The sequence below is a fragment of the Parabacteroides sp. PM6-13 genome, assembly GCF_029892605.1.
Taxonomy (GTDB): domain Bacteria; phylum Bacteroidota; class Bacteroidia; order Bacteroidales; family Tannerellaceae; genus QVMG01.
Map to the genome: position 1 here is coordinate 48,694 of NZ_JARXWF010000014.1, position 24,573 is coordinate 73,266.

Genomic DNA, 24,573 nt, shown 5'->3' on the forward strand with positions numbered 1-24,573 from the left:
TATGAAATCCCTTCGCATCCTGCTTCGCTTCTTGTTTATGGCGGCGAATATCCTCTTTTTGGTCTTATTTATGCTCGCCGCCTTTTCCGATAAGGTATCGCCGGAGAAGAGCCTATTTATGGCCTACCTGGGCTTAGGGTTTCCTATCTTGTTTGTATTAAATTTCTTTTATGCGCTCTATTGGCTCTTCACACGCGATTGGAAGCCGCTTCTTATGACGCTAATCTGCTTCCTGATCTGCTGGGGACCTATCACCCGCTATTTCCCTTTTCATAACAAAACGAATATCCCTCAGGAAAATACGATCAAGGTGCTTTCCTATAACGTGATGAACTTCGCCGGCAAACCGCATACCGCCCAATCGCCCAATCGCATCATCGAATACATTGCCCAATCGGATGCCGACATCGTGTGCCTGCAGGAATATAATGTAGCCACCTCCGGCAAAAACAACCTGACAAAAGAGGCGATCCAGAAAGCCCTGGCGATGTATCCCTACCGGGCAGTGGTCGCCTTCAACAAAAAGCGCCCGAACATCGGCAATGCCCTGTATTCCAAATACCCCATCCGCCAATCGCGCCTGATCGATTACGAGAGCGACTACAATGGTTCTGCCTATCATGAGTTAGAGGTAAACGGGAAAAAGATGGTGGTGATCAACAACCACCTGGAATCGTTTAAGCTTACGCAAAAGGATAAATCGCAATATTCGGGTCTGATCAAATCATTCGACACAGAGAAACTGAATGAGATCCGCGGCACCATCTCCCGCAAGCTGGGACCGGCCTTCCTGCAGCGTGCCCAACAGGCACGAAAAATAGCCGAAGAGATCAACAAAGCCGAAGCCGATTATATCCTGGTCTGCGGCGATTTCAACGACACGCCCCTGTCGTATGCCCACCGAATCATCCAAGGTGATTTAACGGATGCTTTCGTTGCCTCCGGACGTGGCATGGGAAGCACCTACAACCAGAATTTTTTCATTTTCCGGATCGATAATATCCTCCACTCTTCTAATGCGACCTCTTATAACTGCACGGTCGATCATGTCAAATATTCCGATCATTACCCGATGTGGTGCTACCTGGAGTTAGGTGAGTGATTTCTTCCGGAAGATCCTTTTTATAATTCGATTTAGTATTTTATTGGCCCACGAGTCGCGATAACGACGAAGACCCTTGCCGGTTCGCACGTCGAACACCTGCTGGCGACCAGCGAAGCGAGCCGTCGGATCCCCGTATTGTTCGACCAGAAAACGGGCCGCGTTACGGGCCGCGATCACGCCCGAAGCTCCTGCCACCTCACCCGTTTGCGGAACGGAGCGAAACGGATTCCCATCCTGCTGTTTCAGAAACTTAAACGCCACAGGCTCCGCCAAGGTGTTGGTGATGCCACTCGCCAGCATAGCGGTCTGCATAAAAGTCTCCGGACTCGGATCGGCAAAAGCCTTCGCTACCTCTTTATCACTCAGACCATACAACAGCCTGACCCGCCGCTGCTTATCGCCCGGGCTGTTAAAACCGTTGATTCCGCGAGAGCCCACATCCGCCAACTGAATCGTAGGAATATCCCGATCGCGCGCCTTCTCAAGCAAGAGGCGCTTCGTAGGGAAATGATCGATAGCTTCTATCAGTATCGATGTGCGCGGCGTGGTCAACCCCTTCTCCGGATCCGGTTCACCCAACAGAAAGGCATCCAGATTCTCCTCGGTAATGCCCTCCGGATAGATATGAATAAGCTGAAAAGGATCCTGTCCATGAATGCTTCGCGCCAAGGCAATAGCTTTGGAAACCTCCCGATGGGTATCGGGATCTTCCAACAAATCGAACACCGTGTATTGGGTTCGGTTCAGGTTGCTGGCATTAGGGCCTTTGGGATCCGCCAATGTCAAAAGATAAGGCTTGATCAGCCGGGTAGCGAAAAGAGCCGCTTGCGAGGCCACACTGGCCCCGGCTACGGTTATATGTTGATGGTTAAATATAGAGAGACGAGTCTGATACCAGTCGTAGGTTAGTTTCCGGTTGTTGATTAAATGTCCGTTACTCAACGTAATCGCCAATTTCCAAATGGGCATAGCGGGCAGCTTCACCAAAACACGCGGACGAAAACGCCCTCTCCCCTCGCCCACTTCATCAAAATAGAGCACTTCCACGCCATAAGGCTGAGCCTCCTGCCGGTATAACGCGTACTCTTCGTGAATGTATTGATTGACCGGATCCTCCTCCTTGTCTTTCAACGACTCAATCAGCTTTTGGAAGGTTTGTTCGACAATATTCGTGCGGTATAACGCGGCAGCAATCACATAGTCTTCACCCGATTCATCCTGCAGGCGAATCATCTCCTGCCCATTCGTTTCATCTGCAAAGCGGCTAATGCGTCCATCGCTCCACCCCGTGGAAGCGATGATGACCGGACGCCCGGGATAAAACGTCCGGTGGTGTTTTCGTTCTTGCAAGAAGCGACTTAAGCTCCATACGCCGCCATCGCATATTGTTTCCCACCAACTTTGGGCATGTGTACTCTCTTTTGTTTGCATGTATTCACCATATCTTTGGGCAATACCATATTGGCTTTTTCGATATCAAAATCAAAATAGTAAGCCCCCATTAGTTTCGGAATAAAATATTTTGGATATTTCTCACTCTCCTGCCTGAAATAGTCGCTATCCGGATTGACACACGCCCCCTCTATAGGCACCAACGAGAAGCCACTGATCCGCTTCACAAAAAGGACAATATTCCGGGTCATGGTACACAGTATATCAATACTTTTTAGATTTTGAACATGAACCAGAAATCCCTTCATATACATATAACGAATCAAGATGCCCCGGATAAGTGTAGCGCGATGACGCACATGCGGATTAGCGCTGTTCACCCATAAATCGAAAACAGGATGGTAGGCAAAACGACAAAATTCAGCAGAGCCATTCTTTACCGGACTATCGAAGGTAAAAAAACGAGAGATTTCCAAATCATCAGCTTGCGGATTAAAGTCCAAGCGGATGCTCGCCAACACCGTAGGCTGCCCATCTCTCCCTTTGCAGGTGGCGACTACCGTACACTCATGCGGACCATCCGACACCTGCTTAAAGTCAGGGATATCCGCGTCTTCATACGCATAACGCTCTTTGTAGGCGATCGGAAGAATACACCGTAATTGTTCTTTGATGAAATAATCTTCCTCGCCAACCACCTGAATGTCAATATCACCGCAATCAAGGAAAGCGCTACTCATCGGCTTGTCTTCGATCATCCTAGAAAGTGACGAAGAGGCCATCCGGTAGAGCGGATGCTGACTGGACTGTGTCATCTGATAGATCTTTTCCAGATACGCCATCATCTGAGCCCAGTCATTATCCGGATCTCCGTAGAAGGGTGCCAACTGCACTTTTCCTTCCAATATGTCCTTGAAACTACAATGGATAGTTTCGTCTGAAAATTGATTTAATTGATACTTCATAACAATCTGCACATTTTTTGTTTTTCATACTACTTTTTCTTTTTCAATCGAGTTGTTTTGTCACATTGATTTCTCCAGTCACAAAAGGATCAAGCATACACGAAACGGTCTGTTTGCAAAAGTAAATATTTACTTAAGATTTGCAACTTTTTGACACCAATCACCGATTATATATTAACAAAGCGACAGCACAAGTATCAAATCGTAAATATTCTGTCAGAATCCACAAGTTTCAATAACAGATTTGCAACAACAAAAAACCGGTAAAGTCAGATATAGACTTTACCGGTTGATATCGGTAGCATATTAAATTCAATCGCTACAGCAAATTCTGCCATATACTTTTCTTCACCGTAAAAGCAGTTCCGTGACGGGTGCCTTCCGGGAACAGAATCTGATCGGACACATCCTCCCAGCTCACCCCATCCTTCGAACGCACCGCCCCATACTTGCGCTGGGTATATTTATCGAAATAGACATAGATATACTCCCCTACCTGAAGCGGTGAAGCGCCTTCCGCCCAATAGTCACCGGTGATCGGATCAGAAACGGTCGTCGGAAAATCATACGGTTTCCGATTTGTTACCACTCGAATATTCTTCTCCGGAGGATTGGAATTCTCATTCTTCACAAACAGATAATAGGTTCCATCTTTTTCTAACACAGCTCCGTCGATCACGCTGAAATCCGGATTGAAGAAGACCTTTGTCTCGCTGAATGTTTGAAAATCTTTGGTTGTCACATAAAACTGCCGATGATTCAAGCCCTTCTCACTCTCCGACGTAGCGATCTCGGGAAACATGCCCGGAACCGTGGAAGCCCAAAAGATATAAAAAGTCTTGTCCGATTTGTCGTAGAACAGTTCAGGCGCCCAGCTATTGCGCGTCCCTTCATACATCTCCATCACCGGGATGTTACGCTGCTCGGACCAATTCACCAGATCGTCCGACGAGGCATACCCAATACCCTGATCCCACCAACCGGAGGTCCATACCATATGGAACACCCCTTTATCATCCTGCACAATACTCGGATCGCGCATCAATTTATCTTTCCCCACCATCGGCGTCAGAAAAGAAGAATCACCCTTCAGGGTTTGCCACGTCAATCCATCCTCACTGTAAGCGAGATGAAGCCCATCTTCCCCATTCCCCTTGAAATAAGAGAACAGATACACCTCCTCTTCCACGACCGGCCTATTTCCGCCACAGGCCGATAAAAACAATAGGAAAACTCCTAAAAAAAAGAATTGTTTCATGATTGTCATTATGTTTCAATATATAAGTTGCCTTTACACGCCACACGTTATGAATAAACAAAGATAAAACAACTTCTAAAAAAATTCCTTTTCTTTGTAGTGAAACAAATCCATAAAAAGAAACAATATGAAAACATTTGGCATTTCAGTAGCAGTCTCCCTATTTGTATGTATCGTCATTGGTGGTTTGATGTGGGGAATACCACAATACAACGTATGGCAACAGGAAATGAGCGGTAAGGCAGAGATGGCGAGAGCGGAACAAAACAGAAAGATCCTGATCGAAGAAGCCAAAGCCAAATTGGAAGCCGAAAAACTAAACGCGGAAGCGGAAGTCGAACGAGCAAGAGGTATGGCCGAAGCCATGAAAATCGAGAACGGCACCCTGACCAGCACCTACAACCAGTACCTCTTCATCCGCACCCTGGAGAAACTGGCCGACAAAGGCAGCCTGCCCCAAATCATCTACGTCCCCTCCGAAGGCCTCACTCCGGTAATGAATCTTGACAAAAGTCGTTAGGCGCGGAATAAAATGGAATATTCCTATCCATATTTTTGCGTTTTTGTTCTATCAATCGTACAAATATAATAGACTTTTATTTTGTCCATAAAACAAAACAAAAACGCACCGATTTGGTTTTTCCGATCAGCTCAAATCTTGACAAAAGTCGTTAAAGCGAGAGCAGACCGAACGAATTAAACAGCTATTCTTTTGTTGATTCGCAATGTTACACTGATTTGTTTCTCTGTATGAGCCTCCGGACTAACCCGGCTGATTCGAATAGAGAACAGGTCGGTATGTCCTAATTGTAGAAACTTGGATATTTCCTCGTTCTCCCCTCGCGGGATATACCCCAACATCGTATCCTCCAATAAGATCTTTACCGCGTTGGGATCATGACCATTGGTCGGCTCCGCCTCAAGAACAAGTTCCGTACCCACCGTCAGTTCATCAAAAACCTCTAAGCCATCCCAATAAGTGAACCCGGCAATGTGAAATGTAGCATAATGTTGATTTACCATAACTATTCTTTTTTTCTTGTTATGCTACAAAGATGAAATAGAGCTATGCAGTGTATCTGCATAGTCGTAAAGAAAAAGGATTTAGCCGGATGGGTAAGCCTTATGTGCGGACAAATATTCCTCTACGCGGCAGCATTCGCCTCTATCCGACGCAAAACAGAAAGAAGATCCGTGATACTTTCCGCGTCAAAGACTCCCGCGACTCCCTCCATATGGAACGTAGTAAAGGGTTCTTCGAATAACATTCCCGCGTCAACAACGCCTTTCTTACTCAGATAGTCTATAATCATATCCACAAAACGTATCTGATCGGCAGACAGATTGCCGGCACTTAAAAACTCAGCAAAAGCCTCTTTTGCCGCATTCATATCTAATCCCACAATGCTTCGTATGAATTTGCCTAAAGGCTGTTCGCCATACATTTGTACAAATTCTTCTTTGGTTCCACGTTCTTCTCCATCGAATAGAATATTTTCTAACTCATTCAATTCGGATGGAGTGATAGGTATGTTTTGTTTTAGCTTCCGGATGATTTGATGATTCTCATTTTCACGCACATATCTCTCTACACGTTGTTTATAGTTTTCAGAGGTGGTATATGTTGACATTGCAGTCGATGTAGTAGAACTGATTATTTCATCCGTAAAATTTGCATAGACAGCTTTCCGTTTCTCTTTGTCCAATAGCCTGACCAAGTCTCTTATCTCAAGCCTAATCTTTTCCAAACTACTCAGCGAAAAGGATTCTTTCCAAAACACCTCTGAGGCGATTTCTTTCAATAAAGATTCTTTCTGCTTGACAATTGGCAGATTCGTCTTCTTGAGCAGCTCTTTCGCTATCGACTTTACGTGCATGGTATAAAGCGAAACACTGGTAGTGCCGATCAATAAGCCAAGCATAAATTCAAGGATCAACAAATCAAATCGGCGAGCCTCTTCACTGGAGTCATCCGGTTCAGCCAGTGGCACTAACTTGTTAAGTATTTCCGCGATATCTTCATACGAAATCGAATTCCACCTCTCCCGGCAACTAAATTCATCCACTTCACGCAATACCGCCTTAACGACAAAACTATTCTTATTCAGCCTCCGGACTGTATTGTGCAAACTATCGAGTAAACTCTCCCGAAGAACCGCGTTCTTTTCATCTACTATTTCCGGATTTTTATCAAACTCGATCACTATTTTCAAGCGGTCTTCCATGATGCGCTGAGCCACACTCTTGGGTATCTTCGTATCAAAACCATCCGGATTAACATCAAAGAATTCAAAGTTGCCGCAATAATCAAATATCAGAAACTCCGATTTGTCTTTCGAGGTGTCTTCTTCATTCTCCGGAATCCCGAATATACCCGGACAAAGCCGCGTGCCCCGACCGATCATCTGCCAAAACTTCACCGACGATTTTACGACTTTAAAGAATACCAGATTCAATATCTCCGGCACATCAATACCCGTATCAAGCATATCGACAGAGATAGCTATCTGAGGTTGTTTCTTGGGATCGCTAAAATCATCAATCATACTTTGGGCATACGTCTGATAATTATCGATCACCTGTATGAAGTCACCTCCCAAATGAGGATATAATTTATAGAATCGTTCCTGTATAAAGAGAGCATGCTGATGGTTCTTGGCGAAAATAACCGATTTTCCCACCTTGTCGCCCCCCTCTATTTTCAGGCCGTCAGTCATCAGCTGATTTAACACAAGGTCTACCGTATGCGCGTTAAACACAAAACGGTTCAACTCCGAAGAATCGATCTCTTCCGGCATGGAATGTGTCGCGTCGTCAAAGAATTTCTCTTCATACTCCCGTTTTTCTTCTTCCGACAGTTCGTTATACTTAATTCCTTGTTGCAGGAAGCGGGTGGTGACCACCACTTTCTTAGGCGGCACAAGGAATTTATCCGCCACCGCTTTATCTAATTCATACGAATAGGTAGGATTATGATTCTCCAGATCAAAGAACTCATAAGTATTTTTGTCGATATCCGACTTCGGCGTGGCTGTCAAGCCTAACAATAAAGCATCGAAATACTGGAAAATCATCTGGTACTTCCGATAAATAGAACGATGCGCTTCGTCTATTATTATAAGATCGAAATGTCCGGGCGAATACACCAACAGATCATTGATCTTCTCCGAATCTATTTTATTGGCAATAGTAGGATAGGTCGAAAACACCATGCGATGCATATCCAGATTCTCCTTCTCTTTGGTAATATCGGCGCAGGAGAGGTTGGGCAACAGCTTCACAAAATTGTTCTTTGCCTGAATCACCAACGCGTTGCGGTCGGCCAGAAAAAGAATGCGTCGTGCCCAACCTTGTCGCATAGCCATTTCAACGAAGGCAATGGCAGTACGGGTCTTCCCAGTGCCGGTAGCCATCACCAACAAGGCCTTCCGGTGTTTCTTGTCGAAGGTCTCGGCAACACGCTTCAAGGCTTCTTCCTGATAATATCGCCCGGCTATACCTTTGTCGACAGTGGCTTCAGCAAGCACTTTACGGGCACGCTTTGTGATAGCCCACTCCAATTCATCTTTGCTGTAAAACCCCGATACCCTTCGCGGAGGATAGAGCTTGTCATCCCACATCCACGTATCGTAGCCGTTAGTGTAGAAAATAACCGGTCGGCGTCCGAAACGGTTTTCCAAACAATCGGCATATAATTTAGCTTGGTGTTGTCCCTTGCGCGGATCGTGAAGCGTGTTTTTTGCCTCTACAACGGCCAAAGGGAGTCCGTCGTCCCCCCACAACACATAATCGACATACCCGACACCTGTTTTGTTGGGCATACCAGATACTTTGTATTCGGTATCGTTCGCATGATTCAAATTCCAACCGGTTTCGCGCAGCATTACGTCAATCAAAATGCGGCGCGTTTCAGCTTCCGTTACCGGGTTAAGCGTGAAGGCTTCTACCGGTTTCTGTTCATTTTCAGTTTTAATTCGGGCTATCTCATTCCGCAACCGTTCCAGCTCATCCTCTTTTTGCTGTAAAGCCTTCTCGGTTTCAAGTTTAATGGTTTCGAGTTGCGCTTGCGTCGCTTTGGCCGAAGCGATGCTTTCTTCCGCACCCGTAGCTCGCGGAATCAGACTACTATCGAGAGACATCGGTAGTTTTTCTGAGCTATCCACATAGGTGTAATATATCCATTTCGCGAACTCAAACAGATTATTCACCGAGTTATGCGCATAGCGGAGAGCCACTTCGTTTTTGTTGTGAATAGCTTGATTGCCGTTTTTCCGAATCGCGGTCAGTCCGTCTATCATATTCGGAACCGGCGCAATCAGTTCCTTAAACGGATAGTGATACATCAGTCCTTCGAGCGTTTGTTTTTCGGGAGGATTTTGGCTTAATAGCGGATCATACGTGTACATCCACTTCACCAGCTCTTCGAGCGTAAGCCGGGCATACATCACCGACGTGCGCGGAGCCGCGAACATATTACGCTCAGCCTCAATGGCAAGTTTATAATACTCACCGAAACGTTCTTTCAAAAAACTGAAATTGCTCTTCATATCTTTTGCTTTAATCGGGTTTAAATAAATTCTGCATCAAACGTTGAAATAGATCTTCGCTTTCTTGCAAGGCTTTTTTCACTAATGACTTTTGTTGATCTATTTTTTCGATAATGGTGGCGAAGCGGGTTTGGAGGGGGAAGGGAGGCAATGACAATTTATACCTTAAAAGATCTTTTCTGTTTATTTTGGGAATATTAGCTCTTCCCGAGTGTGATATTGCGTATTCCAAAAAATCCGATTGTATCAGAATATAACGCAGAAAAACACGATTGATTTTATCTGATTTTGGAATTAATGGATACATATCAGCACTACAAATTCCCTCTTGTAGTGGCAATGCAACTTTATTTAAGTTAGGACGAATCTTAGAATATAAAACCATAGTTTCATTAAAATAGTACTTTCCACTTATTAAATTCTCTTCTTTAGCCAATTTCACATTCACGATATTTCCAGAGTTACTTTCAATATTAGCTCCTCCAACATGAATCATATTAGAGTATGGTTGTACAGTAGGGTCGACTAGTCCATTCTGCACATCAAGGACTTGCCATAGTTCTTTGATTTCCGTTTTTGCATTCTTAAACATATCATAAAACACCGATTCTGCCAGCGCATCCAATTCTTCCAATTGCTTTTTGCACAAGGCGATTAATTCGGAGGCTTTATCGAGGGTGGCGGCGATTTGGTGTTGCAAACAAATGGACGGTTTGTAAATATTTATTGCTTTGAGCCATTTGAAATGTCTGTTATATCCTGTATCAGGTATATTTTGAGAAGAGAGATAATAATACAAGAATTTGTAATCAAAGTCTTTTGCATAAGTTGACTTTATTTTTAAGAGTTTCACTCCATCTGCTCCAATGAAACATGGCACATCCACATATTTTATTATTCTAGTGTGATCTCCAAAAATGATAGCGGGAGTATTTTCATATAAACCATCTTTATCCTGAGCATATCCTGCAATATTGCTTTTCCCTTGATCGACAATTGGGTACTTTCCAATCGTCAAATAATTCGACTTTTCGATTTTTTTTGCAAGTTTTGTAACATCATCAATAACTGTATTGAATGGTATATAAGCTTTACTCATCCCCACCTCCGCTTTTTAGCATTTCCGTCAATTCTTTCCGAACCTGAACAATTTCCAAATCGAGTTTTTCCAACCGTTCCATTATCACCTCCGGCGCGTCATATTCTTTTTGCTCATAGACCGTCTCTTTGTATTTGTTGATGCTCAGATCGTAGCTATTGGAACGGATCTCCTCAACCGGGACAAAGAAGGACTGATCGAGTCGGGTACGGTTTTTCTCTCCATCCGGATTCTGGTAGCGTACAATAATATCATCGATATCATTATCCACTATGGGTGTCCGTTTGTCGTTCAAGGAGAAGCCATCGGCTTTCATATCGTAAAACCATACCTTATCCGTCCCGCCGCTCTCGGTCTTCGTAAAGATAAGGATGGCGGTGCTCACGCCCGCGTAAGGCTTAAACACACCGCTGGGCATAGAGATAACGGCATCCAATTTATGCTCATCAATAATGGTCCGACGGATGCCTACGGCCGCTTTATCGGCACCAAACAACACACCATCCGGCACAATCACGGCACAACGCCCACCGGTTTTCATGATTCGCAACATTAAGGCCAAAAACAAAAGTTCTGTTTTCTTGGTCTTCACTATACCGCTTAGGCTTTTAGCCACTGTCGATGACTCCAGCGAACCTTTGAATGGCGGATTAGCTAACACCAGCGAGAAGCGATCCGAAACCGTATAGTCCTCTTCCAGCGAGTTTTTATCATACAAATCTGGATTATCCACCCCGTGCAACATCAGGTTCATGGCAGAGATGGAGATCATGGTTTCGTCAAACTCACATCCGTGGAACATCTTGTTTTTATAGAACTCCACAAAATCTTTATCATAAAAGGCTTGTTCATAATGGTCGCGCAGGTATTCAGAAGCAGACACTAAGAAGCCAGCCGATCCACAAGCCGGGTCACAAATGACATCATCGGGCGTCGGCTTCATCAATTCGGCCATCATCTTGGTGATATGCCGCGGCGTGCGAAACTGCCCATTATCGCCCGATGTCTGCAATTTCGAGAGCATATATTCATACACATCCCCTTTGGTGTCTAAGTTATCCATCGGAATGGCTGAAATCATTGAGACTACCTGCTCCAACACTACCGGATTTGGGATGGCCAAATAGGCATTCTTCATATATTTGGCAAAGGCCGATTCTTTTCCTCCCAGCGTTTTTATAAAATCAAACACTTTCGTCCGGATCAGTTCAAACATCACACCCGCCTCCAAATTCTTGAAATTGCTCCAGCGCAACGTCTGTTGGTCTTCACTGAAAATAGGATCAACGACCGCTTTCCCGGTAAAATTGGCTTTTTGTTCTTTGGCAAGTTCCAAATCATCCAACCGCTTAATAAAAAGCAAATAGGTTATCTGTTTGATCACCTCCATCGGATTACTCACTCCTCCTGTATGAAACCTAAGCCAAAGGTTGTCAATACTGCTTTTCATCTCTCCTACTATCATATTCTATATTTATTTCTACAAAAATAATTATAATTCAAAAACAAAGGTATATTCAAACTATGCAACACATCCACATAGCTCATGAATTTCTTGCGATGGCGTCGTTTATTCGTGCCAACATTCTTTCTCGGAAATGGTCGGGGGCGACGATTCTGATCTTGTCGATATAGCCTAAAAGGAGGTTCTCCAATTCGTAGTTGATAATCAGATTCAATTCGATGGTCGTCGTAAGCGGGTCGCGCGTTTTGATTTTTTGCGAGCCATGCAGGGGCTTGGTTTCGATATAGGGGAAAAGCACATTGTCGATCTCCAATAGGACCCGCTCGGTCTCTTTCGCATACACGGTGACACCAATGACATCGTCGAAGTAGTCGTCGAAGTCGATATGATCATTGTCGATATAAGGGATATGCTGGCTTTCAATCCGTTCAATCCGATCCAAGGCCAGGTTGGTTAGTGAAGCGCGCTCTTTGAGTTGTTCGCAGAGCCCAAATAGAAACCAACGGTTGTTGTATTGCTTCAGGAAATAGGGATGAAAAACCTTTTCACTGGAATCGCTTCCGAATTTCCGGTAGATGATTTTCAATACCTGACGGTTGACGATCGCGTTGAACACCTCCGTGAAGAAACCCAATCCGCGCAGGTAGGGATTATGTTCGAAGCCAACCACGCCAGCCCGGCTCCCTTTCAGCTTAAAGGTGTCTTCGAACCGTGCCAATATCTCTTCCATCCAGTCGAACTGTGGCATCCCCTTGAAACGATTCAGCATATAGATGGTCTGTTGGAGCTGATTCAGTTCCGTTTCGTTGAGCGGTTGGTTATTGATAGAATAATGTAAGTCGTCGTAGCGGTAATAGACCCTTCGCCCATCGGGATAGCGTTCGAGCGGAATATCCCAAATGCTCTCCATGGCTTTGATATCTTCCTGCACCTGGCGCATTTTCACACCATCCTCTATGCCAGCCTGATCAAAAAGCGCCTTATTACAGGCCTCCACCAGATCCTCGATGAAATACCTCCGCCCGGGATTTCGAAAACAATTATCCAACGCCTGATAGCGTATGGTCGCGTGTTTATTGGTTGCCATGTTACACTTTTGTTTACTTCAAATACAAATATAGAGAAAGCTGAGTGCAATCAAGCTGGCTTGAAATTGCCAAAGCGCATCCTATATTATACAAATATATAAAAAGATTAATCGCGAAAACAAAAAAAGCAGCGCCCCCTAAAGATAACTACTTGTTATAAAATGATATCAAGAACAAAAGAGGCAGTAATTTAAACTGTGACTGGTTAGTTTTCCGGCTTCCTGAACCCTATCGGATTGCGTGGCTTATTCGCTTGTTTATGTTTTGCTGCCAGTTCAGCTAACGCTATGTAAATAACATCAAACTCTTTTTGAGTATCTTCCGACAGATCGTTTATGGCAGCTAATGTTTCTTCGCTGATCTCTTCCAATGCTTTGATGCGATCTATTAAGGACAGCAATAGGTCATTCCCTTTTATAGCAGCAATGACGGTACGCAAAGCCACAAAAGCATCTATGATAGAAATGCTTACCTGTATTGCGGTAGGGCTGCGAAGCACCGCTGATAGCATTGATACGCCCTGTTCGGTAAAGGCGAAAGGTGGGGTACGTGTACCACCCCAACTTGCTATTCCATTTTGGAAGAGCAAGGAGTGCTAATTCCATAGGTTATGATTTCCTACAAATATAACTGTTCTTTTTTTCTTACATGGCAAGTTCTCTTCATCTTAAGAAAAAAGTGAAGGTAAGTACTACATGAAAGTCAATAGATAAAAACAAAAAAAGCAGCCACCTCGAAAGATAACTGCTTGATTAACAATAGTGATCAGGATGGGATTCGAACCCATGACCCACAGCTTAGAAGGCTGTTGCTCTATCCAGCTGAGCTACCCGACCGGCCTTATTTTGCGGGGCAAAGGTAGGGATTTTATTTTTATATGCAAAAACGAGGGTGGAAATCTTTTCTAAGAGATTGTTTTGTGTTGACGATCTTGTGTTAGGGTCTGTACTTCGCTCCGGAGAGAATCGATTGGGCATCTGTGTTTTGCATCAATGCCGCAGGGGTTGCTTTGGTTTCTTTCATGTATTGCAAAACAATCTGTAATCCAAAGAACGAACCTAAACTACCCGGGGCATTGTCGGAAATAAACGTGGAGGGGCGAGGTTCAAAATACTGTCCGGTGGTGATATAATCCGGCGTGTAGAGATGTTTTCGCTCGATAATCGTACGCCAAACGGTTCCCTCGTGCTGTTTCGCCCAGCGATAATCCTCCTCTGTATAACCCAAAAGCTGCGCCTGCTCCATCATAGAAACGGCCAGACTCACTACATATTTAATCTTTCCCTCATAGATCATCCGATCCAACAGGACATTCTCATTTCCTTGAAAGGGAAACTCACTCATCAGCCATCCTGCCAGGTAGTCCGGGACAATATAATCGGGAGTCATCTTCCGTCGCTGATAATCATAGAAGAAGTCCTCATACAAGGCATAATCTTCGCCCATATACTTATCGATGGAGATAGACAAAAGATTGTCGCCCACCACAACATTCTGTCCAAAACCGGAGACATGCATATAGACCTCCGGCACGGAAAGAGCCGGAAACAACTCTTGCAAACAGGCAAAGCCCACGCCCAACTGCTTTTCGATCTCTTCTATATTATCAAACTTCTGTATCGCCTGACGATACAATCCCTTTAGGGTCGGTTCCGAATAGTAATTAAGTAAACGATCGAAAAAGCCGGGCATATCCGCGCTTTTCATATTCAATACAGCTTTACCTGTAATCTCCAACATCTGCGGATAGGTTTCTTTCAAAGCTGCTTCTCCGGTGGCATTCTCTGTTTCCAACAAATGATACAAAGCCTTATCAAAACGATGAATTGTAACAGGATCAGCCGATGCATAACGGGAAGAAGAGGCAAACGTACAACCGGCTAATGCCAGAAAAAAACATACCGACAACCATATTCTAAGTTTCATAATGACGCGTCAATTTATATACAGACTATTATTCCTACAAATAAACGAAAAAAGCCACCGTATATTGCATCAAAAACAGAAGAAAAGCCAATTATCAAAATGTAAGCAAAAACGCCATTTTGCTTTACAATATGATACGTTAAAAAGTGTTACCCGCAGGACTAATTTTAAATACCCCTGCGTTTTTGGAAATTTTCTCGGGCGTTTCTGACAATTTGTAAATCGCTTAGCGAAGCGTAAAGCAAAATGATATTTCTAAAAAGTGATTTTTGTGATTGATAGGGAGATTTAAATAGGAGAAGATTTGGTTTTCATATAAATCCCAGTGGGATTTCCTATTCGTAACCGCGGGTGTAGCGAAGCAAACCCGTGGTAGGTAGGCAGATAGACAAGACCTACTCTCCAAGCAACCCCGAAGAGGGTTGAACCCATTCCGGGTTCGTTAGTTATTATTAGCGGAATACCCCCGGTCGTTCGCTCCGCTCTCTTACCGAGGGTTACGAATAGGAAATCCCTGCGGGATTTAACTCATTTCAGTGTACCTTGCCACCTTCAAACTTTCCAATATCAGAAGACACCCCTTTCTCCTTTCTCCTTTTTCCTTTTTCCCTTTTCCCTTCTCCCTTCAATATCTTCCCAAATCTGAAGATCCCCACAGCCCCCCCCTAAACCCAAACAGCTATTTAGCGGATGAGCCTATATCGCTATTTCGTTCTCAGCTCCCTTTTCACCCAAAAAAGCAAAAAAAGAGGCTGTTTTGCTTTGGTTTACGAAGAATATATTAACTTTGTACTCCTTATATGAATGGACTAAAATGATGTTAACAACATTGACTGCGATCTCACCCGTTGATGGGCGATACAGAAACAAAACAGAGAGCCTGGCTGCTTATTTTTCAGAATACGCGCTGATAAAGTACAGAACACGTGTGGAGGTTGAATATCTGATTACCTTATCGGAACAACTGCCTCAACTGAGTGCGCTTCGTGAACCCGCGATACAAGAGGGATTACGGAATATTTACGTGCAATTCTCGGAAGCAGACGCCCTGCGGGTAAAAGAGATTGAAAACACGACGAACCACGACGTAAAAGCCGTGGAGTATTTCATCAAAGAAAAAGCGAAAGATTTTCTTTCGGAGGAATATCATGAGTTTATCCATTTCGGGTTGACTTCTCAGGATATCAATAACACATCGGTGCCCCTCTCATTGAAAGAGGCACTCGAAGAGGTGTTTTACCCTTCGCTGCAAGGAGCGATCGACCTATTGAAAGCGAAAGCAGACGAATGGAGCGCTATTCCGATGCTGGCCAAAACACATGGGCAACCCGCTTCACCTACTCGTTTAGGAAAAGAGGTGATGGTATTTGTCTACCGCCTGGAGCAACAGCTGGCGATGCTGAAAGCGATCCCCGTATCGGCTAAATTCGGAGGAGCCACCGGTAACTTCAACGCACATCACGTAGCCTACCCCGAACAGGACTGGCGCGCGTTTGGCAATCATTTCGTGAACGACGTATTGGGCTTGCAACGCGAAGAATGGACGACCCAGATCTCCAACTATGACAACCTGGCAGCGATGTTCGACGGCATGAAACGCATCAACACCATCTTGATCGACCTGAACCGCGACTTCTGGCAATACATCTCGATGGAGTATTTCAAACAAAAAATCAAAGCCGGAGAAGTAGGCTCATCGGCCATGCCGCATAAGGTGAATCCGATCGATTTTGAAAACGCTGAAGGCAACTTAGGCATTGCCAACGCGCTGTTGGAGCATCTCGCAAGCAAATTGCCGGTATCACGCCTGCAACGCGACCTGACCGACTCCACCGTATTGCGTAACATCGGAGTGCCTCTGGCACATATGGAAATTGCCTTGGCCAGCTTAACAAAAGGGCTGGGTAAATTGTTATTAAATGAGAACGCCCTCCGGGAAGATTTAGAGAAGATGTGGGCAGTCGTAGCAGAAGGTATTCAAACTATTTTACGTAGGGAAGGATATCCGAAACCTTATGAAGCGCTCAAAGCGTTGACAAGAACTAACGAGGGTATAACGGAAGAATCTATTAAACAGTTTATTGACACATTGGATGTCACTGCATCCGTAAAAGAAGAATTAAAGGCGATAACGCCGCATAATTATACAGGTATTTAAATATAAAAATCAAAATTTCAGTGTTAGAAAAAAACGGGCAACCGTGAGGTTGCTTTTTTATGATCAATTAAAGCTTTACAAAAATGACTACAGAAGAAAGAGATGAATCTCAACCGCGCCCCAGAAAAGTGATACCAAGTATCCGCAGGGAAAACACAGACCAGGATGGTGAAAGAAGACCTTACAATCAAGGTTACAACAAACCCGAAGGTAACAACTATGAACGGAGACCCTACAACAACCGTCAAAACAATGACCGGGGAGGGTACAGATCCTATGGAGACAACCGCTCTTCATACGGAGACCAACGACAATCCTATGGCGATCGTCCGCAACGTCCGCGTTCGTACGACAACCAGGGAGGGGGCTACAATCGTCCGTCTTATGGCAACAACCGCCCCTCGTACGGCAATGACCGCGGAGGAGGTAACTATGGAAACCGAGACGGAGGAAATTACGGCAACAGCTACGGAGGAAACCGCGACGGAGGCTATGGCAACAACCGCCCGTCGTATGGCAACAATCGCCCCTCATACGGCAATGACCGCGGAGGCTATAACCGCCCACAACGACCCAGCTACGATGACCGGGGAGGACGCGTTTATTCCGCATCGCCGGAAGGCTCTATGCAGGATGATGGTCTGAAGAAAAGAAGACCGCGTGTAGGCGACACCCGTGTCAACTCCTACGACAACCGGGGAGGCATGGGAGGCAATCGTCCTTCATACGGCAACCGCCCGCAGCAAGGAGGCTATCGTCCGCAAGGCGGCGGAGGCTTTGGCAATCGTCGTCCGCAACAACGTCCGGGTGGCGGAGGCTATAACCCGAACGACAAATACAGCGTACAAAAACAATTGAAATACAAAGAGGTATTAGCCGATCCGAACGAACCGATCCGTTTGAACAAATTCTTGTCGAACGCCGGTGTATGTTCACGTCGCGAAGCCGATGAGTTTATCCAGGCAGGCGCCGTAAAGGTAAACGGAGAGGTAGTAACCGAATTGGGTACCAAGATCACGCGCCAGGACGAGGTGTTGTTCAATGAAAAAGCGGTACAGATCGAAAGCAAGCTCTATATCGTACTGAACAAACCGAAGAACTGCGTGACCACATCGGATGATCCTCAGGCTCGCCTGACGGTGATGGATCTGGTGAAGAATGCCTGTACGGAACGTATCTATCCGGTAGGACGTCTGGACCGCAACACGACAGGTGTATTGCTGTTGACGAACGATGGCGACCTGGCATCCAAACTGACACATCCTTCTTACAAGAAAAAGAAGATCTATCACGTCTGGTTGGACAAGAACGTAGCGATCGAAGATATGGAAAAGATAGCCAACGGATTGGAACTGGAAGACGGTGAAATCCATGCCGACGCTATCAGCTACGCCAATGAAATGGATAAGAGCCAGGTGGGTATCGAGATCCACTCCGGCCGTAACCGCATTGTGCGCCGCATATTCGAATCATTGGGTTACCATGTAGTGAAACTGGATCGCGTTTATTTTGCCGGCTTGACCAAGAAAAACCTGGGTCGTGGCAAATGGCGTTATCTGAACGAAAGAGAAGTGAACGCACTTCGCATGGGAGCCTTTGAATAAAAGAACACCTCTCCCCCGGCCCCTCTCCACAAGAGAGGGGGGATGGGAAAGAGATTAGGTGTGTTTTTAATAATACAAGTGGCCTTTACGCCTCCTTGCCTTCCACCCCTCTCTTGTGGAGAGGGGTCGGGGGAGAGGTGGAGTTTGGGGCTTTTTTTAATAATAAAAATATGGAAACAATTAGCAGAACAAGAATTGTAGATGTGCTGAAGAGCGAGGCTTTCGGCACGACCGTTTGTGTGAAAGGATGGGTGCGTACCCGCAGAGGTAGTAAACAAGTCAATTTTATTGCACTGAACGACGGATCTACAATTAATAATGTGCAGATTGTTGTCGATGTGGAACGATTCGGAGAAGAATATCTGAAACCGATTACGACAGGGGCCTGTATCTGTGTGAACGGCACATTGGTTGAATCACAAGGACAGGGACAGGCAGCCGAGATCCAGGCCACGGAGATTGAGATATACGGAACAGCCGATCCGGCCACCTATCCGTTGCAAAAGAAGGGACACTCTATGGAGTTCCTGCGTGAGATCGCTCACCTGCGTCCGCGCACCAACACCTTCAGTGCCGTTTTCCGCTTGCGTCATCATATGGCAATCGCCATCCATCAGTTCTTCCACGAAAGAGGATTCTTCTATTTCCACACCCCGATTATCACGGGATCGGACTGTGAAGGAGCCGGACAGATGTTTCAGGTGACAACGATGAATCTGAACAACCCCGACAGAAACGAAGAGGGGGCTATTGCCTACGAAAACGATTTCTTTGGCAAAGAGACCAGCTTGACGGTTTCCGGCCAATTGGAAGGCGAACTGGCAGCGATGGCGTTAGGAGCTATCTATACCTTTGGACCGACTTTCCGTGCCGAGAACTCCAATACTCCACGCCACCTGGCAGAGTTCTGGATGATCGAACCGGAAGTAGCTTTCAATGAGATCAAAGAGAACATGGATCTGGCGGAAGACTTTATCAAGTATTGCCTGCAATGGGCACTCGATAACTGCATGGATGATATCCAGTTCCTGAACGGTGCCAGAAAGCATCTGTATAAGAACGAAGAGGTTGACGACCTGGTTGAACGCCTGAAGTTTGTCTTGGACAGTAAGTTTATCCGCCTGACCTATACCGAAGGGGTGAAGATCCTGGAAGAGGCCGTAGCCAACGGACATAAATTTGAGTTCCCGATCTTCTGGGGAGCCGATCTGGCATCCGAACACGAGCGCTACCTGGTAGAGGCTCACTTCAAGTGTCCGGTGATCCTGACCGACTACCCGAAAGAGATCAAATCGTTCTATATGAAACAGAATGAGGATGGTAAAACCGTGCGTGCCATGGACGTATTGTTCCCGAAGATCGGAGAGATCATTGGCGGTTCGCAGCGTGAAGAGGACTATGACAAATTGGTGGCTCGCGCCGATGAGATGGGCGTGCCGCACAAAGATATCTGGTGGTATCTCGACACACGTCGTTTCGGAACAGCCCCTCACTCAGGATTTGGGCTGGGATTCGAACGTCTGTTGCTTTTCGTGACCGGCATGGCCAACATTCGCGACGTCATACCGTTCCCACGAACCCCCAAGAATGCGGAGTTTTAATACAAAGAACGAACGATAAAAAGACAGGCCCCGCATTCCTTCCGGAAACGGGGCCTATTTTTATATCATAACCTAAAAAGCAATTAGTCAAAATCAGGTCCGAAATCAATGGGCATGGGGCGCTTAAAGGCCTCTTTGAAAGAGATAAGCGATTCGGTACGCGCCAAGCCCAACGGCTGCAATTTATTGTGGATTACATGGAGAAGATGCTGATTGTTCTTGGCATAAATCTTAATAAAAAGATCATACTGCCCGGTGGTGTAATGACACTCCACCACTTCAGGGATCTGCTGCAGTGCTTCGGTCACGACCGGAAACTGCCCCGGTGACTGTAGGTAAAGGCCCATATAGGCACACGTCTGATAGCCGACCCGGGTATTGTCGACAATATATTCCGCCCCTTTTATCACGCCCGTATTGGTTAACTTCTGAATACGTTGGTGGATAGCGGCTCCCGAGACATTACATTCACGAGCTATTTCCAGGAAGGGCATACGCGCATTGCCGATAATAAGCTTTAGGATCTTCTCGTCCAAATCATCTAATTGATGTTGTGCCATACTGATTGATCGTTTTAATTGCCGTTTTTGTATTATTCTTTCACTTTGACACAAAAATAAGGAATTATTAATTAATCAACCATAAAGAGACTGTTTTTTTCTTTAAATCTATAAGTAACATACAGATGGAACAGATAACATACCAGAAAGTAACCGGAGCGACAGACGTTGTATTGGAAGCGATAGAGAAAACATATACCGAATCTTTTCCGTATGAAGAGCGAAGAGACTTTTCGCTTATTAGACAACTGCTTCGGGAAGAGCCCGACTTTGAGATCATAGCCTTCTATAAAGAAGATGCCTATGTCGGATTTATCAACTATTGGAAGCTGGAGGGTTTCTATTATGTGGAGCATTTTGCCATCGACCCCTCCGCACGCAACGGAGGGATCGGCAAAGAGGTGATGAATAACTTGTTAAATCAGCTGCAGGCACCGGTGGTATTGGAGGTGGAACTGCCCACCGACGAGATCTGCCGTCGTCGGATCGGCTTCTACGAACGTCTGGGCTTTTCGTTCGACCCCACCCCCTACCAACAGCCGCCCTACCGTCCCGGCGAGGATTGGGTCGACCTGCGCCTGATGGCCTATGGCGATATCGATCTGCAAAAGGAATTCGAGCGGGTGCGTAAGGCTATCCATCAGAAAGTGTACGGGGTGAAGCCCGAATCAGGGTCGTCGTTCTAACGGTACCTGGCTTACAAGCATCACTTTTATATAGGCTATCCGGGCAATCCGACGGATATCAGCACCCGGAGTTCTGTCTTTCAACCGTATCCGAACGTAAGCATACGTTCTGGCTATATCCTCATCATCGCCACTCGGCGTTGTCGTAACACCCGGGTTGGCGATACCCTCTTTCGCAACTAAGTAACGGCCGTCGACAAGCTTGAAATAGGGATTAGCATCATCCATATCGTAAAGGAAATTGCCATCCTTATCATAACTGGCTTCCGAATTTTTAGGATCATACTTAACCCTTGGTTTCACAAGGTCAAAATCATATCCCATATTGTAATCCGCTATGGGTATATCTCCACCTTTCGCTATCGGTTGGCGTTTACCTTCTTCGTGCTTGGTGGTCTTAACCATGTGCAACAGGTCGATTCCGGTGGTATTGTTATAGGCTAAAATGGTATCGGTTACGTTAGTACCCCTTACCGCGTCAGATAATTCCATGGCATAGTAATAGTTCATATTATCCGCTTGGCTGTACTTCGCGCTATTTGTTTTTCTTACTTCTCCCGAATAGTACCCTCCCGCTTCATTGTAACGCTGATTATTATACGCTATATTGTAATAAGAGGTTGAATCGACGTAAGCAAGCGAGTAATCGGAAGCGATATAATCTGTATTCCCTTGCCCTTTTAAGCGCGCCCAAAGGCTTATCATATCGAAACTCGTTTCATGGTTAGAGGGAGGATTGAGCGTCAGACGCACCTTCACGCGCAGGTCTTTTCCGCTCCAACCATTGGTAACAAGTTCCGCATCAAGAACCTCCGGAATACCACCTGATTTAATACCGGCGCGGGTAGAAACGGTTTTCGTATCTTTAAGGCGAAAAATAAGGTTATCCAGGTCTATACTTCCCCCTATAGTCGGAGGATTCAGACAATACCTCATCCAAGTGGCTTCGCATGCGAAATACCAGAGAGGAAGCTTAGTAATATCATCAGTTTTTGGTTTTTCAGTAATAGAGTCGAGGCAATAGTAGTGGAGTGCGTTGAATTTGGTTCCCGGCACATTGTCTATGAGCCAATCCGGCATAAAGATCAAACCTAACAGTTTGTCGCCGCTCATATTCAAGGCGATGGGGCTCATCGCTTTTCCATCTTCGCCTTTGACGTTGGAGATATACAATACGCCGTCGATCACCACCGCCGTGATAGCGTCCGCCGGCCAGTAGGACTCTTTCGTGTCCACCCCGTCCGGGTTTTCGTCATTGTATTCAAACCAGGTGCCGGTTTCTACATTCGGCAGGTAATAAGATCCGGCAGATCCGGCGGAACCCGCGTTACCGGCATCCCCCTTGTCGCCTTTATCGCCTTTCGCACCTTGCGACGGCTTACCGCTGTCTTTGCCATTGATCCACCAGTTGCCGTTTTCACCGATCTCCACCACGGCGGCATCACCTTTGGCTCCGGTATCACCTTTATCGCCGGTATCTCCTTTGTCCCCTTTCGCCCCGTCCGTTCCGTTTTTGATCTCGTAGGTCGTCTTGTTGGTCGTCACCCGGATGCCACCGGCAATGGCTTCCACTTTGGTGATAATCTCTCCGTCGTTGATCGCGCTGCGCAACTGGGCGAGTTCATTCTTGGTCTCATCGATCTGTTTCTGCAAATCGTTGATGTCATCCCTGTAGCATCCTGTCAAAACCGAGGATGCCATACAAAGCGAAACAAGGCATATCACCGCGTATCTCACGGATCGCGCTGTTCGCTTTCTTCCGAAAATGTTCTTTGTTGTTTTCATTTTTAGTAGTATTTAGTAGTTATTCATGTAGGCTGTTATCGCTTTCCCACGTGAAAGCCACATAAGAAGTTCACCCCACAAAAATAACCCACCCCTCAAAGCGTGTCAATGAGTAATATTACTCAAATCGCCCTGAGTAATATTACTTATAAAAGGGGTAAGGTTTTGACAAAATATCAAAAGTAGAAGTTCGGCAAAAAGAGGAAAACGAAAGAGCAAAACATTTGGGAAATCTTCAAAAAGGAGGGGATGTGAAGGAGAAAGGAGAAAGGAAAAGGGAGAAAGGAAAAGGGAGAAAGGAGGGAGAAGATTGCGGGGATGCACGCCGCAGGCGTGAGATTATGCATAACCGTATGCAAGCATAGCGCAGCTTACGGTAGTGAATCCTCTATATAAAAAGCCCCGCATGGGGCGGGATTATGACAGATCTCGCACCTGCGGCGCTTGATTGACAGGTAGTCGCTATACCGTAAGCTGCGCTACGCTTGCATACGGTTATGCATAATCTCGCGCTGGCAGCGCGATCCCCACCTTCACATCTTCCCAAATTTGAATCTTTACCCACTCCTATTCTCTTTTCCCTCCCCTCCACATTCTCACAGAAATATCTTCTTAGATTTTGATTTGTAAGAGATATACAGTACTTTAGGCTGCTTGAATAACAAACTACTCTGAGTTTTTGTGTATGATACGTACAATCTTAGTCGATGATCACGCCCTGTTTCGTTTAGGCGTGAAAAGTGCTATTACGAATGGGCATACCGATATCGGTATTGTCGGCGAAGCGGAGGATGGTGCCGCCTTGTTCCGCCTGCTCGAAACCACGACGCCGGATATCATCCTATTGGATATACTATTGCCCGACATGAACGGGACAGTTATTGCCCGCCGCCTCCGGAAGGAGTATCCCGCTATCAAGATCCTGGCGATCTCGGCGGAGAATACGGCTGAGACCGTGCAGGAGATGCTCGAAATAGGCATCGAAGGGTTTATTAGCAAACGACAGGGAGGGGTCGACGAAATCGTAGAGGCCATCCGCACGATCAGGAACGGATATGAGTATTTCGGCCACGATATCGCCGCCATCATCTACAAGATCTATGTATCGAAAAAGCAGACAGCCGACGTCACCCCGGAATTTACCGACCGGGAAAGAGAGGTAATCGGGCTTTGCCGCGACGGCCTACTCAGCAAACAGATTGCCGAGCGACTATGCATCAGTTCGCGCACGGTAGACAACCATAAGAATAATATCTTCCGCAAACTCGGCATCAACAACACAATGGAGATGGTGCAGTATGCCTTGAAGAATGGTATTATCCGCATCGAATAAC

Annotated in this window: 19 protein-coding genes and 1 tRNA gene; 7 read left to right on the forward strand and 13 right to left on the reverse strand. The window is 45.8% G+C overall.

Annotated features, from left to right (window positions below; translation table 11 throughout):
* Position 1 precedes the first annotated feature (1 nt).
* On the forward strand, positions 2–1,102 hold the full coding sequence (locus tag M2134_RS13015) for an endonuclease/exonuclease/phosphatase family protein (protein WP_280752266.1): 1,101 nt from the start codon (positions 2–4) through the stop codon (positions 1,100–1,102).
* Here M2134_RS13015 and M2134_RS13020 read toward each other — a convergent pair.
* The 3 genes from M2134_RS13020 to M2134_RS13030 form a co-directional block, all read right to left on the reverse strand.
* Positions 1,091–2,536 (reverse strand): hypothetical protein, encoded by a 1,446-nt coding sequence (locus M2134_RS13020; protein ID WP_280752267.1) that lies wholly within the window; start codon positions 2,534–2,536, stop codon positions 1,091–1,093. The two genes, M2134_RS13015 and M2134_RS13020, sit on opposite strands and share 12 nt — an antisense overlap.
* A complete protein-coding gene (locus M2134_RS13025) occupies positions 2,464–3,462 on the reverse strand; it encodes a hypothetical protein (protein WP_280752268.1) in 999 nt (332 codons plus the stop codon). The genes M2134_RS13020 and M2134_RS13025 overlap by 73 nt, the downstream gene beginning before the upstream one ends.
* Before the next feature lie 319 nt (positions 3,463–3,781).
* Entirely contained in the window at positions 3,782–4,720 is a 939-nt protein-coding gene (locus M2134_RS13030; protein WP_280752269.1) for a glycoside hydrolase family 43 protein, read from the reverse strand.
* Between the two features lie 127 nt (positions 4,721–4,847).
* Between M2134_RS13030 and M2134_RS13035 the strand changes: the two genes are divergently transcribed.
* A complete protein-coding gene (locus M2134_RS13035; protein ID WP_280752270.1) occupies positions 4,848–5,240 on the forward strand; it encodes a hypothetical protein in 393 nt (130 codons plus the stop codon).
* 176 nt (positions 5,241–5,416) lie between these two features.
* Here M2134_RS13035 and M2134_RS13040 read toward each other — a convergent pair whose 3' ends face one another.
* From M2134_RS13040 to M2134_RS13075, 8 genes are all read right to left on the reverse strand, one after another.
* Positions 5,417–5,743 (reverse strand): HIRAN domain-containing protein, encoded by a 327-nt coding sequence (locus tag M2134_RS13040; RefSeq protein ID WP_280752271.1) that lies wholly within the window; start codon positions 5,741–5,743, stop codon positions 5,417–5,419.
* A gap of 122 nt (positions 5,744–5,865) precedes the next feature.
* On the reverse strand, positions 5,866–9,267 hold the full coding sequence (locus tag M2134_RS13045) for a DEAD/DEAH box helicase family protein (protein WP_280752272.1): 3,402 nt from the start codon (positions 9,265–9,267) through the stop codon (positions 5,866–5,868).
* Positions 9,268–9,277: 10 nt separating this feature from the next.
* Positions 9,278–10,366 carry a restriction endonuclease subunit S gene (locus M2134_RS13050; RefSeq protein ID WP_280752273.1) on the reverse strand — a complete coding sequence of 363 codons (1,089 nt, stop codon included), beginning with the start codon at positions 10,364–10,366 and terminating at the stop codon, positions 9,278–9,280.
* Positions 10,359–11,831 (reverse strand): class I SAM-dependent DNA methyltransferase, encoded by a 1,473-nt coding sequence (locus M2134_RS13055; protein ID WP_280752274.1) that lies wholly within the window; start codon positions 11,829–11,831, stop codon positions 10,359–10,361. The genes M2134_RS13050 and M2134_RS13055 overlap by 8 nt, the downstream gene beginning before the upstream one ends.
* Positions 11,832–11,910: 79 nt before the next feature.
* Complete coding sequence (locus M2134_RS13060; RefSeq protein ID WP_280752275.1) at positions 11,911–12,918, reverse strand: WYL domain-containing protein; 1,008 nt, start codon at positions 12,916–12,918, stop codon at positions 11,911–11,913.
* Between the two features lie 206 nt (positions 12,919–13,124).
* The gene (locus M2134_RS13065; RefSeq protein ID WP_280752276.1) at positions 13,125–13,430 is read right to left on the reverse strand and encodes a hypothetical protein; all 306 of its coding nucleotides are present in this window, start codon (positions 13,428–13,430) and stop codon (positions 13,125–13,127) included.
* 251 nt (positions 13,431–13,681) lie between these two features.
* Positions 13,682–13,755 (reverse strand) — tRNA-Arg (locus M2134_RS13070).
* 100 nt (positions 13,756–13,855) lie between these two features.
* Positions 13,856–14,845, reverse strand: coding sequence for a gliding motility protein GldB (locus M2134_RS13075; protein ID WP_280752277.1), 990 nt, complete (start codon positions 14,843–14,845; stop codon positions 13,856–13,858).
* An 814-nt stretch (positions 14,846–15,659) separates the two neighbouring features.
* Between M2134_RS13075 and purB the strand changes: the two genes are divergently transcribed.
* The 3 genes from purB (at position 15,660) to asnS (ending at position 20,208) form a co-directional block, all read left to right on the forward strand.
* Positions 15,660–17,003, forward strand: a complete 1,344-nt coding sequence (gene purB / locus M2134_RS13080; protein WP_280752511.1) for an adenylosuccinate lyase — start codon at positions 15,660–15,662, stop codon at positions 17,001–17,003.
* Between the two features lie 83 nt (positions 17,004–17,086).
* A complete protein-coding gene (locus tag M2134_RS13085) occupies positions 17,087–18,607 on the forward strand; it encodes a pseudouridine synthase (RefSeq protein ID WP_280752512.1) in 1,521 nt (506 codons plus the stop codon).
* Positions 18,608–18,777: 170 nt separating this feature from the next.
* Positions 18,778–20,208, forward strand: coding sequence for an asparagine--tRNA ligase (asnS, locus tag M2134_RS13090; protein ID WP_280752513.1), 1,431 nt, complete (start codon positions 18,778–18,780; stop codon positions 20,206–20,208).
* Positions 20,209–20,291: 83 nt separating this feature from the next.
* Here the strand turns inward: asnS and M2134_RS13095 are convergent, their stop codons facing one another.
* Positions 20,292–20,768 (reverse strand): Lrp/AsnC ligand binding domain-containing protein, encoded by a 477-nt coding sequence (locus M2134_RS13095; RefSeq protein ID WP_280752514.1) that lies wholly within the window; start codon positions 20,766–20,768, stop codon positions 20,292–20,294.
* A gap of 125 nt (positions 20,769–20,893) precedes the next feature.
* Between M2134_RS13095 and M2134_RS13100 the strand changes: the two genes are divergently transcribed.
* On the forward strand, positions 20,894–21,454 hold the full coding sequence (locus tag M2134_RS13100) for a GNAT family N-acetyltransferase (RefSeq protein WP_280752515.1): 561 nt from the start codon (positions 20,894–20,896) through the stop codon (positions 21,452–21,454).
* On the opposite strand, the gene M2134_RS13105 is transcribed toward M2134_RS13100, so the two are convergent.
* Positions 21,437–23,239: a hypothetical protein gene (locus tag M2134_RS13105; RefSeq protein WP_280752516.1), complete on the reverse strand. Its 1,803-nt coding sequence runs from the start codon at positions 23,237–23,239 to the stop codon at positions 21,437–21,439. The two genes, M2134_RS13100 and M2134_RS13105, sit on opposite strands and share 18 nt — an antisense overlap.
* 685 nt (positions 23,240–23,924) lie before the next feature.
* Here M2134_RS13105 and M2134_RS13110 point away from each other — a divergent pair.
* On the forward strand, positions 23,925–24,572 hold the full coding sequence (locus M2134_RS13110; protein WP_280751840.1) for a response regulator transcription factor: 648 nt from the start codon (positions 23,925–23,927) through the stop codon (positions 24,570–24,572).
* Position 24,573: the final 1 nt, after the last annotated feature.